The 20195-nt window shown below is 57.5% G+C and carries 16 protein-coding genes; 4 read left to right on the plus strand and 12 right to left on the minus strand.

All coding sequences use genetic code 11. From position 1 onward, the window contains the following. Positions 1-123 precede the first annotated feature (123 nt). The 7 genes from AB4N76_RS29185 to AB4N76_RS29215 form a co-directional block, all read right to left on the minus strand. Positions 124-546: an AprI/Inh family metalloprotease inhibitor gene (locus AB4N76_RS29185; protein ID WP_077432146.1), complete on the minus strand. Its 423-nt coding sequence runs from the start codon at positions 544-546 to the stop codon at positions 124-126. Between the two features lie 79 nt (positions 547-625). Continuing rightward, positions 626-2083, minus strand: coding sequence for a serralysin family metalloprotease (locus AB4N76_RS29190; protein WP_460163907.1), 1458 nt, complete (start codon positions 2081-2083; stop codon positions 626-628). Between the two features lie 473 nt (positions 2084-2556). Continuing rightward, on the minus strand, positions 2557-3015 hold the full coding sequence (locus AB4N76_RS29195) for an REP-associated tyrosine transposase (protein ID WP_046033159.1): 459 nt from the start codon (positions 3013-3015) through the stop codon (positions 2557-2559). Positions 3016-3106: 91 nt separating this feature from the next. Next, a complete protein-coding gene (locus tag AB4N76_RS29200; RefSeq protein ID WP_046033158.1) occupies positions 3107-4192 on the minus strand; it encodes a polyamine ABC transporter substrate-binding protein in 1086 nt (361 codons plus the stop codon). Between the two features lie 47 nt (positions 4193-4239). Then, positions 4240-4581, minus strand: a complete 342-nt coding sequence (locus AB4N76_RS29205; RefSeq protein WP_046033157.1) for a cupin domain-containing protein — start codon at positions 4579-4581, stop codon at positions 4240-4242. A gap of 30 nt (positions 4582-4611) precedes the next feature. Next, positions 4612-6015: an NAD(P)/FAD-dependent oxidoreductase gene (locus tag AB4N76_RS29210; protein ID WP_460163908.1), complete on the minus strand. Its 1404-nt coding sequence runs from the start codon at positions 6013-6015 to the stop codon at positions 4612-4614. A 50-nt stretch (positions 6016-6065) separates the two neighbouring features. After that, positions 6066-6881, minus strand: coding sequence for a helix-turn-helix domain-containing protein (locus tag AB4N76_RS29215; protein ID WP_077432142.1), 816 nt, complete (start codon positions 6879-6881; stop codon positions 6066-6068). Between the two features lie 254 nt (positions 6882-7135). On the opposite strand from AB4N76_RS29215, the gene AB4N76_RS29220 reads away from it, so the two are divergent. Then, on the plus strand, positions 7136-7411 hold the full coding sequence (locus AB4N76_RS29220) for a DUF1652 domain-containing protein (protein ID WP_027923219.1): 276 nt from the start codon (positions 7136-7138) through the stop codon (positions 7409-7411). Positions 7412-7602: 191 nt separating this feature from the next. Here the strand turns inward: AB4N76_RS29220 and AB4N76_RS29225 are convergent, their stop codons facing one another. Then, positions 7603-10077, minus strand: coding sequence for a UvrD-helicase domain-containing protein (locus AB4N76_RS29225; RefSeq protein ID WP_460163909.1), 2475 nt, complete (start codon positions 10075-10077; stop codon positions 7603-7605). 235 nt (positions 10078-10312) lie between these two features. On the opposite strand from AB4N76_RS29225, the gene AB4N76_RS29230 reads away from it, so the two are divergent. Further along, positions 10313-11008 carry a pirin family protein gene (locus AB4N76_RS29230; protein WP_460163910.1) on the plus strand — a complete coding sequence of 232 codons (696 nt, stop codon included), beginning with the start codon at positions 10313-10315 and terminating at the stop codon, positions 11006-11008. Between the two features lie 186 nt (positions 11009-11194). Here AB4N76_RS29230 and pgm read toward each other — a convergent pair whose 3' ends face one another. From pgm to AB4N76_RS29250, 4 genes are all read right to left on the minus strand, one after another. Continuing rightward, entirely contained in the window at positions 11195-12841 is a 1647-nt protein-coding gene (gene pgm, locus AB4N76_RS29235; protein ID WP_460163911.1) for a phosphoglucomutase (alpha-D-glucose-1,6-bisphosphate-dependent), read from the minus strand. 111 nt (positions 12842-12952) lie between these two features. After that, positions 12953-14353 (minus strand): aminotransferase-like domain-containing protein, encoded by a 1401-nt coding sequence (locus AB4N76_RS29240; protein WP_109786945.1) that lies wholly within the window; start codon positions 14351-14353, stop codon positions 12953-12955. Positions 14354-14420: 67 nt separating this feature from the next. Further along, on the minus strand, positions 14421-15881 hold the full coding sequence (locus AB4N76_RS29245) for a hypothetical protein (protein WP_046033151.1): 1461 nt from the start codon (positions 15879-15881) through the stop codon (positions 14421-14423). A 540-nt stretch (positions 15882-16421) separates the two neighbouring features. Continuing rightward, positions 16422-17444, minus strand: a complete 1023-nt coding sequence (locus AB4N76_RS29250) for a zinc-dependent alcohol dehydrogenase family protein (RefSeq protein ID WP_046033150.1) — start codon at positions 17442-17444, stop codon at positions 16422-16424. Between the two features lie 268 nt (positions 17445-17712). Between AB4N76_RS29250 and AB4N76_RS29255 the strand changes: the two genes are divergently transcribed. Continuing rightward, a complete protein-coding gene (locus AB4N76_RS29255) occupies positions 17713-18630 on the plus strand; it encodes a LysR family transcriptional regulator (protein WP_046033149.1) in 918 nt (305 codons plus the stop codon). A gap of 306 nt (positions 18631-18936) precedes the next feature. Continuing rightward, the gene (gene mexE, locus AB4N76_RS29260) at positions 18937-20190 is read left to right on the plus strand and encodes a multidrug efflux RND transporter periplasmic adaptor subunit MexE (protein ID WP_077432139.1); all 1254 of its coding nucleotides are present in this window, start codon (positions 18937-18939) and stop codon (positions 20188-20190) included. Positions 20191-20195 lie beyond the last annotated feature (5 nt).

Here is a 20195-nt window from a genome sequence, read left to right on the forward strand (position 1 = left end):
AACGCTTACAAATTAACAACCCGTTTTCCATACTCGACAATGAGTCAGCGTATTGATCTGTCACTTACAACTTCAATGCCGGGATTTATATTTAAACTTGCACCGGCCTGTCACCTTATTTGCTTAATCCGTGGGGCGCTTGAGCGTGATGGTCAGGCCTGACTTCAAATTACCTTGATAAAACCCATCATGCTGTCGGCTGAAAAAGAAAATTCTTGAGCCTTCTTTGCCGGTAATCGCGATACCGTCTGGCTCGGGGAACCAGCCGGTTGCTGGTTCTGTCAGCCAGGCACCGAGGCACTCGGCACCCTCGCCCAGCGTCTGGGTGGATAGAAGGTCAACAAGGCAAACATTCGATGGTTCGTCCTGCATTGCCAACGACTCGGGCGAGTCTTGTTTGGCGACCAGGGTGGCTTGCCATTGTCCGGCGAGTTCAGCGGGGTCTGCTAATTTCAGGCTGCTTGCCATGGTTGTATCTCCAGGAAACATTATCAGCGTTGCCAACAGCCACGCGGTCATTGTGCAGGTTAAGGCGTTAGCGGTCATACGACGTTTCACTCCGGGATGCATCGAGGCCAGGACAGAGCGCGGCCTATCAAGCGCCGCGCTCCTTTTTAGCCCTGAATCAAGCCACGATGTCCGAGAACGCCGCCTGGCCGACGGTGTTGACCAGGAAATCAGCCACACCATGCCCGGAGAAGTCCACCGACAACAGGCTATTGGCGCCCGAGGTGGTCAATACGGCATCGCCGACCGCACCGGTGAACGCGCTCACGAAGTGCAGGCCTGCGCCTTTGGTAATGCCGGTCAGGTCGATCTTGTCCAGGCCGCTGACAAAGTCGAGGATCTGGTCGGCCACACCTGGCTTGGAGTCGCTGCTGGCAGCGAACACAAACGTGTCCGAACCGGTACCGCCCCATAGCTTGTCAGCACCACCCGCGCCGAAGAGAATGTCGTTGCCGGCACCGCCCTTCAATTCGTTGGCGGCACCGTTACCGATCAACAGATCGCTGCCCGAACCGCCGATCGCATTCTCGATGACTGCACCCTTGGCAATGGAAACGTTGCCGACCAAGCCACCGACGTCGGAGAACGAAGCCTCATTGAGGTTGATCTTCTGGTTTTGGGTGAAACCCGAGAAGTCCAGGGTGTCCTTGCCGCCTGCGTCCCACACCGAGAACACGACCTTGTCCGACGACGAAGACGCACTGAGGAAGTCGCGACCGGTGTTGGAGTTGAAGCCGTAGGTCGTGTCGCCGGTACGGGTGCTCGTATTGGCACCGTAGAGTTTCTGGATGGCGGCAATATCGTCCATCAGCGGGCCGGACGCATACGCTTCGACGCCGCCCTTGCTGAAGTTCTGGTCGGTATTGCTTTCGCTCCAGTAACTCATGACGCTGTAACCGCGGGTGTCTTGCCCGTAAGTGGCGTCATTGTAAGTCGGTGCGCCTTCGCCGGCGTTGTAGTCGCCAGGATGCGCCAGGCCCAAGGTGTGCCCGATCTCGTGGGTCAGCGTTTGACGGCCGTAATTGTTCAGGTCCGGCGTCTTGTTCGGCGTGTAGCTGCTGTTGGTCAGGTACCAGGACGTACCGTCATAACCCGCGCCCGTGCCCGGCAGATAGGCAAATGCCGCGGCGCCATCCTGGCCACCACTGTAGTTGCCGAAGGTCATATGACCGTCACCGCCCGTGGACTTCTCGGTGAAGGTCACGTTGGCCACATCGGCCCAGGATTGCATGGCAAGCACGGCCTGGGCTTTTTGTTGGCTGCTGAACTGACTGAAGCCGGTAATTCCGTGCTTGTTCATGGTGCTCGACGATGCCGAGGTCAGGAACGTGTAGGTCAGTTCGATTTTGCCGCTGCCGTCCTTATCCTGGTAGGCAGCTCCGTCGCGCAGTAACTGGATGGCGGCCTGATCGACGGAGTAGGACGGTTTGCCATTGACCGTGAGACTGCCGCCTCGGTCATATTCATGGCTGAAACTGTCGATCTGGTTATACGCTGAACTGGGTGCAGCCAATGCTTGCGAGGATGCAGAGGCCTGTTCGGCATGATCAATAGCGCTGGTTTTTACATTCGACATAAACACACTTCCTTGTTTAGCTATGGAACAGTTTTTGTCAGATAGCGACAATCCCTGGCGAGATCGTCCTATCACTCGCCCAATGAAGGCGAAAGAAAACTGACACAATTTGAAATCAAACGTCTAGTGTTTTTTTGACGTCAAATTGTTCTGTTCCGGCATATGCCCGTAAACAATGCGTGCGCTGGCTAAAGATTGTTTTGCATCTGTGCGTTTGCGCAAATCGTCTGACAATTCGCTATTTAAATATTAAATATAAGTAAGTTTTTTTGTCGAAGGCGCCTCGATCTTCTGGACTTATTAATATAAGTGCCAGTGCGTTGATATCAGTTAAATTTGTGTTGGATTTGAGAATTTACGACTGCTGCGCAGCCGGACGCAGCCTTCGGCAGCTGCTACAGAGTTCATGTACACCGCAATCCTTGTAGCAGCTGGCGCAGCCTGCGTCCGGCTGCGCAGCAGTCGTCAAATCATCACAACCAACACGCATCCCAAAGCGGATAATCATGAACACGCGTCACCAACCCCGCCCGTATCGGGTTGGCCACGACATAGCGCGCAAGATCCTTCACGTCTTCGTCCCGCCGAACCGCGCGATCGTGATAACCCTTCTGCCACAACCGCCCTCGCCGCCCTAACGCCTGATTGACTGCCAGGCTGCTGCGTGACTTTATCCGGCACATCAGCTCCGCCAGCGTCTTGTCCTGCAACCGCACCAGGCAATGCATATGATCTGGCATCACCACCCACGTCAAAAAATCGGCCCAACCGTCCTCCTGCGCCAAGCGCAATTGCTGAACAACCGACCCTCCCAAACGCCAATCAACAAAAAACGGCTGCCGCTGGTGAACGACAACCGTCAATAAGTAAATGCGCCCAGATTCGGAAAAACGCCCAATACGCAGCTGACCGGCTTTTGAATCGAGTGGCATTCCATTGCCTCCTGATCAATAAAAAGGAGGCCTGGAATCTACCGTATTGCCAGCCGAATCACTGAGCGCAAATCACACAAAACATGAACCCTCAACTCCCCGTCCGAATCTTGTTCCACACGCGCGTGCGAACCCGGTCAATGTTCAGCGGCATCGCCTCCAGCGCGAACAGCTTGCCCATCATCTCGGGGCTCGGATAAATCTTGGTGTCGTTCTTGATTGTCGGCTCGATCAGCTTGTCTGCCTGTTCGTTGCCATTGGCGTAGTGCACGTAATTGCTGACATCGGCCATGACGTCCGGGCGCAGCAGGTAATTCATGAAGGCATAGCCAGCTTTCTCGTCCGGCGCGTCGACGGGCATCGCGACCATGTCGAACCAGATGGCGGCGCCCTCCTTGGGAATGGAGTAGCCGATGTCGATGCCATTCTTGGCCTCCTTGGCGCGATTCTCCGCTTGCAGGATGTCGCCGGAGAAACCGACGGCCACGCAGATGTCACCGTTGGCGAGGTCGCTGGTGTACTTGGACGAATGGAAATAGCTGACATACGGCCGAACTTTCAGCAGCAGTGCTTCGGCCTTTTTATAGTCTTCCGGATTTTTACTGTGGGGTGGCAACCCCAGGTAATTCAGCGCCGCAGGCAGCAGTTCCGGGCCGTTGTCGAGGATGGCGACGCCGCACTTTTGCAGCTTTTTCATGTTCTCGGGTTTGAAGATCAGGTCCCAGGAATCGACCGGCGCGTTGTCGCCCAGCGCAGCCTTGACCTTGGCGATGTTGTAGCCGATACCCGTGCTGCCCCATAGGTACGGGAAACCGTGCTCGTTACCCGGATCGTTGGTTTGCAAGGCCTTTAGTAGCACCGGATTGAGGTTCTGCCAGTTTGGCAACTGGCTCTTGTCGAGCTTCTTCAGCGCTCCCCCCTCAATCTGCCGCGCCATGAAGTGGTTGGACGGAAACACCACGTCATACCCGGATTTACCAGTCATCAATTTGCCGTCGAGGGTTTCGTTGCTGTCATAGACGTCATAGGTGAAGGCGATGCCGGTTTCTTTCTGGAAGTTTTTCGTGGTATCCGGGGCGATGTAGTCCGACCAGTTGTAGATTTTAACCGTCTCGGCCGCCTGGCTGAGGGTTGCGACGAGTGCAAGTGGCGCCAGTGTCAGTGTCTTTCGGATCATGAGTCGATTCCTGTAGGGGCTTTTGTTATTGGCAGGCAATCAGAAGATCAAAAAATCAAAACGTAGGTCTTGCGCACGGTTTCCTGGATATCCCAGATACCGAGACTGTTGGCTGGCAACATCAATGCATCGCCAGCTTCTATGTGCAGGGTTTCACCGTCGTCCGGGGTGAAAGTGCAGCGCCCCTGGATGAAGTGACAGAACTCCTGGGCAACGATTTGTCGGCGCCAGCGTCCGGGCGTGCATTCCCAGACCCCGGTTTCGACGCCGTCGTCGCGTTCGACGCTGGTGGTCGAGGCCACCGCCACGGGGGTCCCCAGTGGCACAGCGACCGGATTGGATTCTTCCAGCTGCAAGGTGGCGGTGTTCTTGAACTGCGTAATGCTCATGGGCGTACCTGTCGAGGGAGAAAGCGCTGTTTACTGCATGAAGCCTTCCATGAACCCCGCGACCCCGCTGGCCAGCTTGCGGCGCCAGGGTGCGGTAGCCGGGTTGGCCAGGGTCTGGTCTTCGTGGACAAAGCTGCGGATGATCGCGTTGTAACCGAGCCAGCGGCAGGGTTCCGGCTCCCAGGCCTTGAGTGTGTCGAGCCCACCCGGCATGACCCAAGGCTGGTGTACCAACTCCGTATCGCGCTCAAGAATCAGATCAGCAAGGGTACGTCCGCCCAGGTTGCTGGCACCGACACCCTCCCCGCCATAACCACCGGACAAGGCAATGCCACTGGCGTGATCACACAACATGTGCGGTTTGAAGCGCCGCGACATGCCAAGGTTGCCGCCCCAGGCGTGGGTAATCCGTGTGTTCTTCATCTGAGGGAAGAGCTCGCCGAACAGATAGCGCCGTAGCTCCACTTCGTGGGTTGTCAGGTCAAAGTCGTGGCGTAATTTGCCGGCAAATTGGTACCCGCCCCTCGCACCAAATACCAAGCGGTTGTCGGCAGTACGCTGGCCATAGGTCACCTGGCGGCTGCTCTCGCTGAACGCCTGGCCTTGATTCAGACCGATTTCGTCCCAGTCCGCAGCCGACAGCGGCTCCGTGGCAACGATCAGGCTTTGCACCGGCAGTTGATACCGACCCAGCGGCGGCAAGGTGGTTGCGTAGCCTTCTACTGCCGGGACAATCCAGCGGCTGCGAACCTGTGCCTTGGCCGTGTGCAAACTCCCCGACTGCCACTGCGTGACCGGGCTGTTTTCATAGATCTTGACCCCCATGTTTTCCACCGTTCGTGCTAAACCTCGCACCAACTTTGCCGGATGGAGGGTCGCGACGTGCGGTGCATAGATACCGCCATAGGGCTTCGCAATTCTGATCTGTTGCGCCAGTTGCTCGGGACTGAGCCAGCGGTAATCACTTTCGGTCAGGCCCTGGCGGTAAAGGTCGTCCAGATAGCGGCGCAGGCTGACTTCCTGCTCGGGGTAGCGTGCGGCGCAGTAAAGCACCCCACCTTTGCGGTAATCGCAGGCGATGCCCTCACGCTCAAGGACGACTTCCACTTCATCAGGAATGGCGTGCAGCAGGTCGAATGACGCGCGGCGTTGTTCCGGCGACAAGCCGGCGAGCAAACGGTCTTCACCCAGGATATTGCCCATCAACCAGCCGCCATTACGGCCCGAGGCGCCAAAACCGGCGGTTTGTGCTTCGACAATAGCGATGTCCAGGCCCGGTGCCAGACGCTTGAGGTAATACGCCGTCCAGAGCCCGGTATAGCCGGCGCCGATGATTGCGACGTCGACGTCCAGGTCGTGCTCCAGCGCCGGACGAGCCAATAACGGCTCGTCGAGCTGATCCATCCATAAACTGATAGTGCGCCACGCCGACATGCAAGACTCCGCCACTCAAACTTCGATGGCGTCGATCCTAGTGCGTGGGCTCAGGGACTGTCTTGCGCGCGTGCACGCAAAGAAATTTGTTTTGCATAGGCCTTGGGGGACAGACCGGTGTGCTGGCGAAAACAGTTGTAGAACGCCGACAGCGAATTGAAACCCGCGGCAAACGCCAGCTCGTCGATACGCAATGGCGGCGTGGCAGCGTCCAGTGCGCTGAGCAGATGTTGCAAGCGCGCCTGGTTAACGTAGCGATAGAAGCTCTGGCCCAGCACCTGATTCAGCAAGTAGGAAATCTGGTTGCGACTGTAGCCACACTCCTTCGCTACCCGTTGCAGGTCGAGCTCGGGGTCCAGGTACGGTTGCTGACGCAGGAAATACTGCTGCAAGTCATCGGCCATGAAACTCAATTGTCTCGGCGACAACCCCAGACGACTGACGGCCGGGCGCAGCGCCTTGCTCGCCTTGTTGTCTGCCTGCTCGTGGACCAGCGTGGCGTATTCGTTGACCCGCCAAATCAAGCCATCACGTACCATGATTGCCTCACTGGTGTGGAAGGACACCAGCCCCTCACCGCCACGCAAGGTCATCCGGTACTGAATAAACGCGGTGTTACCGTCGAGGCGAATCCGGTCCGAATGTTCCAGCGCTTCGCCCGGGTTGCGAGGCATGCTGACGCGCACGTACTCACGCAGTTCATCGAGCCCCATCACCCGATTCTGGAAAAAGTCGTGGTACTGGATCTCAGGGTGATAAAGCGCCATCACGCCATCCAGATCGCGGTGCTTCCAGCACAAGTGGTAGCGCATGACCGTCTCGCCCGTGACCCGGGTCTGCTGCGGCCCATCATCATCGGTGTGCATAAAAAACCCAGGGCGAAAACGCCGAGCTTGCCCAAGTTCGGCGAAGGCTTCAATGGCTGCAAAAATGCCCCGCGAAAACCCAGCGCGACCCCCTTACAAAAAAATCGACGAAGCGCTCAATAGAACCGAAAAAAATCACATCGTTTTCACATACCGGTGCTACTTTTAAATGCAGTCACCGGTTGAGCCATTGAAGGCTCTACCCCTCCTAAACTGAGCTAAAGGAAGCGCTCGATGAAGAAGGCGGGCAACATATGAATAAAGGGTCTTTCAGCAAAGTCACGTTTCCAAACGCCTGCCAGCTGATGCGCTGGCATTTTCATCCCATGGGATTCGAGGCGAGCATGGACGCGCCGGGCAGCATGATTGCGCGGCTGTTTGATCGCGCCAGTGGCGAGACCATGATCGCCATTGCCGGTATTCCTTGCGCAACCGTCATGAACGCTGCGGATGTCGAGCGAATCATTGAAGCTGTCGAGGATGAACTTGAGGCGTTCATCCCACCTGTGGCCCTCAGAAGCTATGCCTGATGGCTGAACACCCAGTAAAAAGCCCACGTCATGTGGGCTTTTTTTGTGGTTGGCCACATTGTTCAGATGCAATGAAATCCAATGTGGGAGCGATGGTGCGACGATTCGACCTGCTCGCGAAAGCGGCCTTTCAACTGATGCCGATTTCGACTGACACGACGCCTTCGCGGGCAAGCCCGCTCCCACAAGGATTACGCTGACTTTGCACTATGGCGATGATCGGCAAAAAACGCTTTGCCGCTGCCGATCCGGTCGGACGCCTTGGGCATGTTCACCGCGGATGAGTCCTGCCCCTCCACATACCAGTAGCAATGACTCACTGCCCGGGTGATGCCGACGTACGCCAGTCGCAGGATTTCGTCCTTTTGCGCGCTGTCGTACGGCTCACTGTCGCCTGCCTTGCCAAGGCCCGCCATCTGGTAAACCTGGTTCTTGTACGGTGACTGGGTCAAATGCTGACAATCGCCCAGCAAAAATACTGCGTCAGCCTGCAAGCCTTTGGCGCTGTGATAGGTGAGCTGTTTGAGTCGGCGCTCGTCATAAGGCAAGCTAGAATCAACATTAACAACCGACTGAATATGTTTTTCTATCAATAACTTATCGCTGCTTTTTCGATACAACATCAAGATTGAATCACCCTGCCGGTAGTGTTCCATCAGGCGCTGTGCCATGCCCTGATCGTCTCGATCCAGAACGTTTACCGGCAACAACGCTTTGGGCTCGCCACAAGCCTTGGCTTTCTTGCCTGCGATAGCCGGCGCCGCACGGACGATATGCTCGGCAGCGTCGATGATGTATTGATGGCTGCGATAGTTGTCGCCGAGCATAACTTTGGTAGTGCCTGGTGACGGGAATTCTTTATTGAACTCCATGAAATACGTCGGCGAACTGCCGCGCCAGCCGTAAATGGACTGCCAGTCATCGCCGACGCACAGCAAGGATGAACGCTGCGCCCCCCGACCAATGTGCATCGCCGGACCGCGACTGCGGATTTCCGCCAGGCTTGCGCGAATCCAGGAGACGATTTGTGGCGATACGTCCTGAAATTCGTCAATCATCAGGTGTGACAGTGGCCGCAGCAGCTCGTCACTGAGCAGTTTCAGGTTTTCCGGAGAGTGCTCACTGAACAGCGCGAACATTCGGTTGTAGGTCATCACCGGGGGCTTTTGATCGAGCAGGTGATCTTCCAGCGCCCGCCAGAACAGACTCAACGCCTCGAAGAAGAACCGGTCGGGGTCATCCTTGGCGAAACTCATCTGACCAACTGCGCCCGGAACATCCAGGCCGAGGTTTTCTATGAACCCGGCCGCCGCGACAAAACAATCCAGCAAGGGGGCTGACGCCAGCTCTCCTTTTACCTTGTAATCAAAGCCCGGCCCCGCACTGGCATCGCCTGCCAACGAGGTCAAAATGCGCTTTGATGACTCGTAACTATCAAGCCATATCAATGACTTACGACAGAAAGCTTGAAACAGGGTGCGCTTAACCGCCCATTCTGCACGGACCGTTAGCTTGGCATTCGGACGGCAGACCTGCGGGTTTTCCCGGGGATCGAACCCCAGCACGACCCACGCATCCAGACTCGGGATGTAACCGTGGCAATGGAACGTCGAGCCATTGATATCGAAAGTCTGGCGTTTCGGCTCAATGCCCTTGATGGGCCAGGCGCCAGCGCGAAACCACAGGTCTTCAATGGCATCACATAACTCTTCATCGCGCTTGGCGGCCAATTCGGTCACGGCCACGCGTTTTTGTACATCCGGGTGGTCGCGCTCCAGCTCCTTGAGTTGCAAGGCGTGACGGGACAACGGCTTGATTAACTCGCGAAAGCGTTCGTCACGGGTATGCAACTGGTGATAACAGGCGTTGAGCCGCTGTCGCTGGGCATCATTGATACGCAAGTCGAACGGATTACTGTCGACCTCCTCGTCGCCGTTTTGCGCGCGATCACTGAGGTTTTCGAACGCTTGCAAACGCTCGAATCCCGGCAGGCTGCGTACCATCGGCAGGATACGAGAGTGGAAAGTGCGCACCAGATTGCGCGCCTCTTTGAGGCTCAGCGCACGGTCCCACAACGCAAACAGTTCGATCAGCTTGTTAATGAAGTCTTTACGTGACTCGCGAGTGAACGTCACTACGGTCATCGAATCCAGCTCGAAACCCAGGTAGTGAGTCAGCAGCAGGATGCGCAGCACCAGCGTGGTCGATTTGCCTGCGCCCGCCCCGGCAATCACTGACGTTGACGGCGTATCGCTGAAAATCATCTTCCACTGGGCAGCGCTCGGCTGGGCATGCGATGGCATCAGACTGGCCACATCAGCCTTCATGCGCCTCTTCAGTTCAGCGCTCAATGGCAGTCGCCAATCGTCAAACAGATTGTCATCCACGTTGGGTGGCCGATGTTCGGTTGAACGCGAGTCGCGGATCAGCAACACCTGCCGGCCTTCTTCCAACCCTTCGACCCGGCCTTCTTTGTAGCCGTAGTCGAACCCCGCGCTGTGACCGCTGCGAAAACCGTCGGCCTGCCCATGCAACCAGGAGGCGCGGTGTTGGGCGCGCAGGCGGGTCAAGCCATGACCGAAGAATCGGGCGGCCAGGCGTTTGAGCAGCGGCATCTCGGTCAAGGGACGAAGTTCGGGAGGAAGATCGGGGGTGTGTTGCGGCACGCGGGCTGACTCCAGGGTGTGAGGCTGTTGAGGGCTATGGTGTCTGCATTTGCTGTTCAGTTCTAGTGAAATGCTTACAGGTCATTGGCTTATGCGATGAAGTGAAGGCTGGATGAGAACGTTTTGAGGTTATTTTGCATCAACTAATTCGATGGTAATGAGGCATTTTTTACGCTTTTTATCGATGAGTGCCTGATAGATGATGCTCGCCATTAACCCCTTTCAGGAAACGATCATGCTCGAACTCAGATCCTTTAGCTCTTTGGGTGGCGCCCATCACGGCTGGTTGGATGCCCATCATCACTTTTCGTTCGCTGAGTACTATGACCCCAAGCGCATGAACTGGGGCAACCTGCGGGTGTGGAACGATGACGTGATCGCCCCTGGCACCGGGTTTCTACAACACCCGCATCGGGACATGGAAATCATTACCTATGTTCGTGAAGGCGCGATTACTCACCAGGACAACCTTGGCAACAAGGGCCGCACCGAAGCAGGTGATGTTCAGGTGATGAGCGCCGGCACCGGGATCGCACACAGCGAATACAACCTGGAGGCGACACCGACCAAGATTTTCCAGATCTGGATTATCCCGAACGAGTCCGGCCTTGCACCGTCCTGGGGCGCCAAGCCGTTCCCGAAAGGTGAGCGTGAAGGCTTCGTGACTCTGGCCAGCGGCAAATCCGGTGATGATCAAAGTTTGCGAATCCGTGCCGATGCGCGCCTGGTGGCGGCCAACCTGAAGGCCGGTGAATCGGCTGAATATCGCCTGGACAGCGGTCGTCGCGCTTACCTGGTGCCAGCCACCGGTGTCATTGAAGTCAACGGCTTGCGTGCACAAGCTCGAGACGGTGTTGCCGTGGCCGATGAGCAGGTGTTGCGAGTGACAGCGATCGAGGACAGTGAAATCGTCCTGGTCGACCTGGCTTGATCGAGTAAAAAACTCCGGACAAAAAAAGGGGCGACCGTTATGGTCGCCCCTTTTTTTTTGGAATTTTGGTGCCTGGACTGAAGCCATCGCGAGCAAGCTCGCTCCCACAGGTTCAGTGGTGATCACAGATTTTGTGTTCGACACTGACACTGTGGGAGCCGGGCTTGCCCTCGATAGGGTCTTCAATCACTTCGCAGCGATTGCGCCATCCACCAGTGTTTGTGCTTCTGCCACCAATTGCTTGAGGTGGTCATCACTCACAAAGCTTTCGGCGTAGATCTTGTAGATGTCTTCCGTGCCCGATGGGCGCGCCGCGAACCAGCCGTTTTCAGTCATGACCTTCAGGCCGCCGATGGCCTGATCATTACCCGGCGCATGGCTGAGGATGCTTTGGATGGCTTCGCCCGCCAGCTCGGTCGAGGTGACCTGATCCGGCGACAGCTTGCTCAGCAAGGCTTTCTGTTCAGGGTTGGCCTTGGCATCCACGCGTACCGAGAACGGCTCGCCGAGTTCGTCGGTCAATGCGCGATAGGCCTGACTCGGATCGCGGCCTGTGCGAGCAGTCATTTCTGCTGCCAGCAGTGCCGGGATCAAGCCATCCTTGTCGGTGCACCAGACACCGCCATCCTTGCGCAGGAACGAGGCGCCAGCACTTTCTTCGCCGCCGAAACCCAGCGAACCGTCGAACAGACCGTCAGCAAACCATTTGAAGCCGACGGGCACTTCGTACAATCGACGCCCCAGGCGCTTGGCAACGCGATCAATCAAGCCGCTGCTGACCACGGTCTTGCCCACGGCTGCATCGGCGCGCCACTGCGGGCGGTTCTGAAACAGGTAGTCGATCGATACCGCCAGGTAATTGTTCGGTGCAAGCAAACCACCGGACGGCGTAACGATGCCATGACGGTCATGATCCGGGTCGCAGGCAAACGCGACATCAAAGCGCTCTTTGAGGCCGATCAGGCCTTGCATCGCGTGGCTGGACGATGGGTCCATGCGGATCTGGCCGTCCCAGTCGACGGTCATGAACCGGAACGTCGGATCAACCTGTTTGTTGACCACGTCGAGGTCCAGACGGTAGTGCTCGGCAATAGCCGACCAGTAGCGCACCCCTGCTCCGCCCAACGGATCAACGCCCAGACGCAGCTTGGCATCACGGATGGCGTCGAAGTCGATCACGTTGATCAGATCGGCAACGTAGGTATTGAGGTAATCGTGACGGTGAGTCGTGCTGGCTTTCAGCGCCAGCTCATAGCTGATGCGCTTGACGCCAGCGAGCTTGGCAGCCAGCAGTTCGTTGGCCTTGGCCTCGATCCACTTGGTGATATGGGTATCGGCCGGACCACCGTTGGTGGGGTTGTACTTGTAGCCACCGCTTTGCGGCGGGTTGTGGGACGGCGTGATGACGATACCGTCCGCCAGCCCCGACGTGCGACCACGGTTGTAGCAGAGAATGGCATGGGAAATGGCCGGGGTCGGCGTGTATTCATCACCTTCGGCGATCATCACGGTGACGCCGTTCGCCGCCAACACTTCCAGGGCGCTGGCACCCGCCGGCGTGGACAGTGCGTGGGTGTCGATCCCGACGAACAACGGGCCGTCGATGCCCTGGGCTTCGCGATACAGGCAGATCGCCTGGCTGATAGCCAGAACGTGCCACTCGTTGAAACTCAGGTCGAACGAGCTGCCTCGGTGCCCGGACGTGCCAAATGCTACACGCTGGGTTGAGATGGCGGCGTCAGGCTGGCCGGTGTAATAGGCCGTTACCAGTCGCGGGATATCGACCAACAATTCTGCCGGTGCCGGTTTGCCCGCAAAAGGACTGAGTGTCATGCAAAACCTCTGAAATAGAGTGGTTCAGGAATTGGATCGCAGTTTACTGGCAGTTTGACCGCAACGCGATGTTATCGATCCAGGAAGATCGAGGATGTTTTATAACCTCGTTCAATCGACCGCCTCCAGACGCAAGGCATCCCCCAGCAAGCCCAGTGCAACGCCAAGATCATGCTCACCGCCAAAGGTATGGCTCAATCGTAAATGTTGCGCATGCAGCCCGCGCAAACTGAACAATTCCCCCGGCGCCACCACCACTTGTTGCTTGAGCAGGCGGTGGAACACGCCGCGCACATCGACCCGACGCAACGAACGAACCCAGACCGTCGCTCCGCCCTTGGGGTCGACATAGTGCAACGCATCCGCCAGGCGCTCCTCAAGCAACTGGGTCATTTGCACTTTGCGCTCCTTGAGCAGTCGTCGCAGCACCAACAAGTGCTGGTCGATCCGCCCATTGTTGTACAGGCGCGCGATGGCTTTCTGGCGGATCGGCGACAAGCGGAACGAGCGCAGCAGAAAGTGCCGCTGCAGTTCACTGCGCAGTTGCCGCGAAAGCAGATAACCATAAGGCGCTTCTGGCCCGATGACTTTCTCGAACGTGGAAAATACGATCAATCTGTCCGGGTCCAGTAAATCGCGAAACCGTGGACGGCCGGGTTCATATTCAAGTTCGCCGTAACAGTCATTCTCCAACACCCAACTACCGTGTCGCTCCAGCAACTGTGCGGTCTTCTGTCTGTTGCTGTCGCAGGCCACACTGCCACGCGGCATGTTCAGGCCGGACGACAGCATCACCAGCCTCACCGGCTCGGACTCCAGCAACAACTGCAGATGGTCGTGATCCAGCCCACCATCGGCTTGCAATGCCACCTCGACAACGTTTACATCGCAGGCGTCAAACAAGCGCAAGATCGACCAGTCGCAGGGCGACTCCACCACGACCGTTGCGTCCTTGAGACAAAGCACCGCGATCAATATTTCCAGTACGCCCCGCAGATCGGCGCCGATGTAGACATCGTCGGCGTGCCAACAACGTGCTGGCGAGGAGGTATAGCGTGCCGCCAGGGCCGCGCGCAGTTCCCGTTCGCCGCAAGGTTGAACACTCGATTGCGGCTGGCGCGGATACTGGCGCAACAGCTCTCGCTCCAGCAGCAACAGTGGGCTGTCCAACGGCTGCAACAGCGCAGGTTCATCGGTACTCAACACCAGCATTCCCGGGCGCCTGGCATTGACATAAACCGTCTCCAGCAGGTCATTGCCGCTGCACGGCGGCCGGATGAAGGACACGGGCAATGCGTAGTAACCGGATTTGGCGACCGAATAGACTCGCCCCTCCTTTTCCAGCAGCGAGTAAGCGTACTGAATGGTGGAAATCGATACGCTCAGGCGTTCCGCCAACTGTCGTAACGAAGGAAGGCGCACGCGCGTATCGCTGGCCGGCTCGCTGATGAGGTGGGTCAGGTAGCGGTACACCGCCTGATAAGCGAAATCGGTTTCTCGGGGTCCTTTCATGAGCAATGACCGAACACGCTGAACACGGCCCAAAGCCGCTGAGCGGACGTTACCAAGCCGGGCACCTTCAACGTCCCGCTGACCGTTCGCTCGTCACAACGTCAATCTCCCTTGTATCTGCGCTCTGCCCCACGTCCGCAGGTTCGCCGCTGACCACCGGCCCCATGCGATAAAGCGTACCAATCAGGCTGACGGGTAACCCGCTGACGTCAACCATCCATTGCAAAACCTGCTCGGGTGCAGGCATGCCCTGCATGGCCCGATGCAGGTCCGGCAACGCCACGAGCATGCCGGGATGACACTGGCGCAGAAAGTATTCAAGCGATGCGCCATGCTCGACAAAAGGAGCGAACAGCAAACACACCAACTGAGCTTCATTCAGACCCAAGGTCCTTTGAGCCTCTATCGCCGCCAATTCCCGCTGATCGGACAGGATTGCCGGGGCACAAAACGCCTGTAATGCCTGTTCACACGCATGCTCAGGAAGGTGCTTGCGGCGCATCATCACCAATACCCGCTGCACATAGTCGGCAACACCGGCCTCATACGCGCGACCCTGCACGAAGCAGGCTTGCAGCCCCCGCAGGTGTGCGGCAATCGAAAGGCTGACGAATTCGTAATCGCCCAATTGAGTCGTCAGCCCGTCAGGTTGAAACTTCAGGAACTCAGTGAGCAGCGGCCAGCGCTCTTCCAGGTTGCTGACCAACATGTCGTGAATATCGATGTAGGTCGCACGGCGACACGCCTCAAAACCTTCTGCGGGGCGCCACGCGGCTTGTTCGTGATCTGGATAAAACTCGCGATAGCAATCGCTGCCCAGTTCATCGAGTCGAGCAAAGAGCTGCTCATAGCTGGTTTCCGGTTGATCCGGGGCCTTGAAACCGGCCTTCGCCGCAGCACGGTTCAACCCCTCCAGTAACTGCTTTTGCTGACGAGGCGAATCGCTGCTGACCAAGGCATCGACACCGCGATCCCAACGGGCTATCTGCCCGTAGAACTCGCCGGTTGCCAGGTAGGCGTCATCCCAAAGGTCGAGGGGGCCGTTCCAGGTTCGACGGTGACCCACCATCAAAAGATTGAGGCGATTTGACTCCCGTCCGGCTTCGGAGATTGCTACTGCATGATTGAACGGCAGGACCTCGCGGTTATCGACCATCAACACTTCAACGCGAGGATCATCGTAAAGAAACAATGCGCTGCAACTGCGATGGATATTTTCAAGGGCCGCCGACACCACCCCGTTCGATCGCAAGGTCGCCACCCGCAGCTGGAATGTCGCCGGGGCCCGGCCGGCAATACTCAATTGTGCGGCGCGCAGCAGAGCAAGGGTGTAGCAATTGTCTCGGGTGCCGGACTGGATCGTCAGCACCTTGTATTCGCCGATACGTTCCATGCCACCGGCTGCGACCACGATGCGCTGAATCATCAGTTGCAAAGCCGTACGTTCAGCCCGTGAGAAAAAACTCAGCAATCGTTGCAGTACTTGCTGATAAACATAGTTCATTGCCTGATCATGGGTATTGGTCATCTTCGTTTACCTGTTACTCATAGAGTCGATGTCACACAAACAACGTCATGCATGATGCAATCGGTCACCTGTCATGATTAGAGTGCTGGAGTTGATATGAAATATTAACACTTGGTTTTTAGTCATTATTTGAAATGATTAGACGCAACCAATGATGCGCCGTGCCGCCGCGAGCCTTCAACCCATGCAGGGCGGGCCTCTGGCGAGGGCACGAGACATCCTAGGAAATATCCGACAACTTCCCACAGACAGGTAGTACGACAAATAAAGAAAGAAGTTACCCTGCGCACTTCCTCAACTTTTCGAAAACACACTAATTGTTGAGCGTGTATTACGGAGCCCCGATAAACAGCCATAGCTCATTCCTTGAGATGAAAGTAATCATTCAATTATCAAGGCTTATATGATGATTAGAAGATACCGATTGAGGGCAAAAACCAGTTCAGTTGCTGAACGGCCCCGTCATGGATTGACAGGACGCCTCATGCTTTCGACAAGGGAATGAAAAAGTCCGTGCAAGCACGGACTTTTAACGGGGAGTTACACAGGCTCGACCTGGAGGGCCACCCGCTCGCGGCACGGGCATTCGTCCATGTAGCGATGTGCTTCGACAAACTCGGAAAACGGAAAGACCCGAGTCTTGAGCGGCAGCAGCACGCGGTCCGCGGTCAACTGGTTGATGTCACGCAAGGCACGTTGCAGCGCGACCTGGTCCTGGATGATGCCCAGTTCCGGCTTGCCGGTGAAATTGCCGATACAGTGCACAAAGAACTGAATGTTCTTCTGGAACGCTGCACAGGCCGGGAACGGCGTCTGGTTGCCCCCCTGCAGGCCATACAACACCAGGCTTCCACGCGGGGCGAGCACATCACCGAGCAGCGACATCTGCGGACCGCCCAAACCATCGAACACCACATCCACACCGCGGTTGTCCGTGATTTTGTTGATCCGCATGAGCAGATCTTCTTCTTCGGTGACGATCACTTTCTCGGCACCGAGCGACAACAGGTACTCACGCTCATCCGCCGTTTTGGTGGCAGCAATCACGCGTACACCCAAGGCCTTGCCAAGCTGGACGAACGAAGGTCCGGCACAATGGCTGGCGTCGGTCACCAGGACGAATTGCCCGGGCTTGACGCGTGACAGATCGACGTAAGCAAAGTAAGCAATCAGCAACGGCGTGTAATGCACGGCCGCTTCGATCGGGTTCAGCACATCGGGATAGCGGGTCAGCGCCGAGCGAGGCAGAACAATTTGCTCGCCGTACACCGGATAATCGTTCGGGCTTTGCGACGGGAAGCTAGCGACCTTGTCACCCACTGCCAGGTCATCCACGCCCTCGCCGAGCGCCGTAACGACGCCGGACATTTCCTGGCCCAGGCCCGAAGGCAGACGAGCGTGGGACGAGGCCAGATTCTGGCGCCAAAGCGTGTCATACCAGCTGATGCCAATCGCCTCGACGCGCACCTGCACTTCGCCCGGAGCAGGAAGCACTGCCGCATGCTCTTCGCATTTGAGCACCTCGGCTGGACCAAACTTGTGAAAACGGATCGTGCGGGACATCGCAAACCTCGTCAAAGTAACCTCTAATGCCATGAACTCTATCCGGGCTTTCTACCCAAGACTATCAGTGGCTATTAATAGTCGACATGCCTGTCATTGATTCCGCAGCACCGGCGACATTGTCAAATGTCGTGAAAATCGAAGCGGCCTTTCGGGAAAAACTGAATTACACGGTGCAGAGTAGCAGCCTTTCCCCGTAAGATTCATGCCGGCCATTGTTCTCATATGGCCGCTCTCGTCAAGCTTGATGACTCTGCCAGGACTCCAGATGAATCGTAATGACCTGCGTCGTGTCGACCTGAACCTGTTGATCGTTTTCGAAACATTGATGCACGAACGCAGCGTAACCCGCGCTGCAGAGAAACTGTTTCTCGGCCAGCCGGCCATCAGTGCGGCGCTCTCGCGCCTGCGTGGGCTGTTCGATGATCCGTTGTTCGTGCGCACCGGTCGCAGCATGGAGCCGTCCGCCCGGGCGGTAGAAATTTTCGCCCTGCTCTCCCCTGCACTGGATTCGATTTCCACCGCGGTCAGTCGTGCGGCGGAATTCGACCCGGCCACCAGCACCGCGGTGTTTCGCATCGGCCTTTCGGACGATGTCGAGTTCGCCCTGCTGCCGATGCTGCTCAAGCGCCTGCGGGCCGAAGCACCGGGCATCGTCCTGGTGGTGCGCCGGGCCAATTACATCCTGATGCCAAGCCTGCTGGCCTCGGGCGAGATCTCCATTGGTGTCAGCTACACCGCCGACCTGCCGGCCAACGCCAAGCGCAAAGTACTACGTCGCAGCATGCCGAAGCTGTTGCGGGCCGACACAGTGCCGGGGCCGTTGAGCCTGGATGATTTCTGTGCACGACCGCATGCGCTGGTGTCGTTCGCTGGCGACCTGAGCGGCTTTATAGATGAAGAACTGGAAAAGCTCGGGCGCAAACGGCATGTCGTACTGGCGGTGCCGCAGTTCAACGGCCTGAGCACGCTGCTGAGCGGGACGGATATCGTCGCGACAGTGCCCGACTACACGGCCGACGCGCTGACGGCTGCCGGTGGTGTTCGGGCTGAAGATCCGCCGCTGCCGGTGCGCAGTTTTGAATTGCACATGGCCTGGCGCGGCTCGCAGGACAATGACCCGGGCGAGCGCTGGTTGCGTTCACGGATTCAGATGTTTTTTGGGGATCCGGACAGCCTGGCGTGACATACGTATGAATGTCGCCGACGCTATCGCAGGCAAGCCTTGCTCCTACAGGGCCATTGCACGATATGTAGGAGCCAGGCTTGCCCGCGATAGCCTCACCTCGGTTTCAAGACTGATTGATGCTTTTCCAGCAACACAGAATTTCCATCAAGCCCGTTGATAGCTCACCAACGCAAGGTGCAAGCTAGAGAGCTCGCCCGAGCCTCATATCATTCCGAATGATAGTTACCTTCGCTTCATTCGATTCGTGAGATACACCCTCGCCGCTCATCATCCGCCCATCTCAATACATTGGCGGATGCATCCATGGAACAGTCACTCAAACATTTGCGCTTCCCGTTGGCCCTGCTGGCCGTGGTGGTGATGAGCGCTTGCGGCAAGGCTCCGGAGTCTGCCGCCACCATGCCCGCGGCCAAAGTCAGTGTCGCCAAGGTGCTGGAACAACCGATCAACGAGTGGGACGAATTTACCGGGCGCCTGGAAGCCCCGGAAACGGTAGAAATTCGCCCACGAGTCTCCGGGCAGATTGATGAAGTGGCGTTCACTGAAGGCGCACTGGTCAAGAAAGGCGACTTGCTGTTCCAGATCGACCCGCGTCCGTTCCAGGCTGAGGTCCGCCGCCTCGAAGCCCTGGTCGCCCAATCCCGCGCCAATGCGACTCGCAGTGAAAACGAAGCCCAGCGCGGTGAACGCCTGCGCACCAGCAACGCGATCTCTGCCGAACTGGCCGATTCGCGTACCAGTGCCGCTCAAGAAGCCCGCGCCGCCGTCGGTGCCCTTCAGGCGCAACTGGACCTGGCCAAACTGAACCTGAGTTTCACCCGCGTCACCGCCCCGATCAGTGGTCGTGTCAGCCGTGCCGAAATCACCGCCGGCAACCTGGTGACCGCCGATACCACACCGCTGACCAGCGTCGTGTCCACCGATAAGGTCTACGCCTACTTCGACGCAGACGAGCGCGTATTCCTCAAGTACACCCAGCTTGCCCGCCAAGGCAAACGCGGCGCCACCACCCCGGTTTACATGGGCCTGTCCAACGAAGACGGCAACCCGCATCAGGGCGTGATGAACTTCATCGACAACCAGGTCAACCCGAAAACCGGGACCATCCGCGGTCGCGCTGTATTCGACAACACCGACGGCAGCTACACCCCGGGCCTTTATGCGCGCCTGAAACTGGTGGGCAGCGGCACGTATTCCGCCGTGCTGATCAATGACGAAGCAGTGGGTACCGACTTGGGTAAAAAGTTCGTGCTGGTGATGGATGCCGACAACAAAACGGCCTACCGCGCCATCGAACTGGGTCCGAAGATCGAAGGTTTGCGCATCGTGCGTAGCGGTCTGAACAAGGACGACACGGTCATCGTCAAGGGCCTGCAACGGGTTCGCCCTGGCTCGCCGGTCACCCCTGAAGTGATCCCGATGGCCAGCGAACAAACCATCGCCGCCCTGGCTCAACAACGACAAGCGCTGGAAGCCAGCAACCTGCCCCAAGTCGCACCTGCCAAGGTCGCGCCGGGTTCGGTTGTGAAACTGGCTGCTGCGACCCCACGCGGTTAAGGGAC

This window comes from Pseudomonas sp. S2_F03, assembly GCF_054668335.1.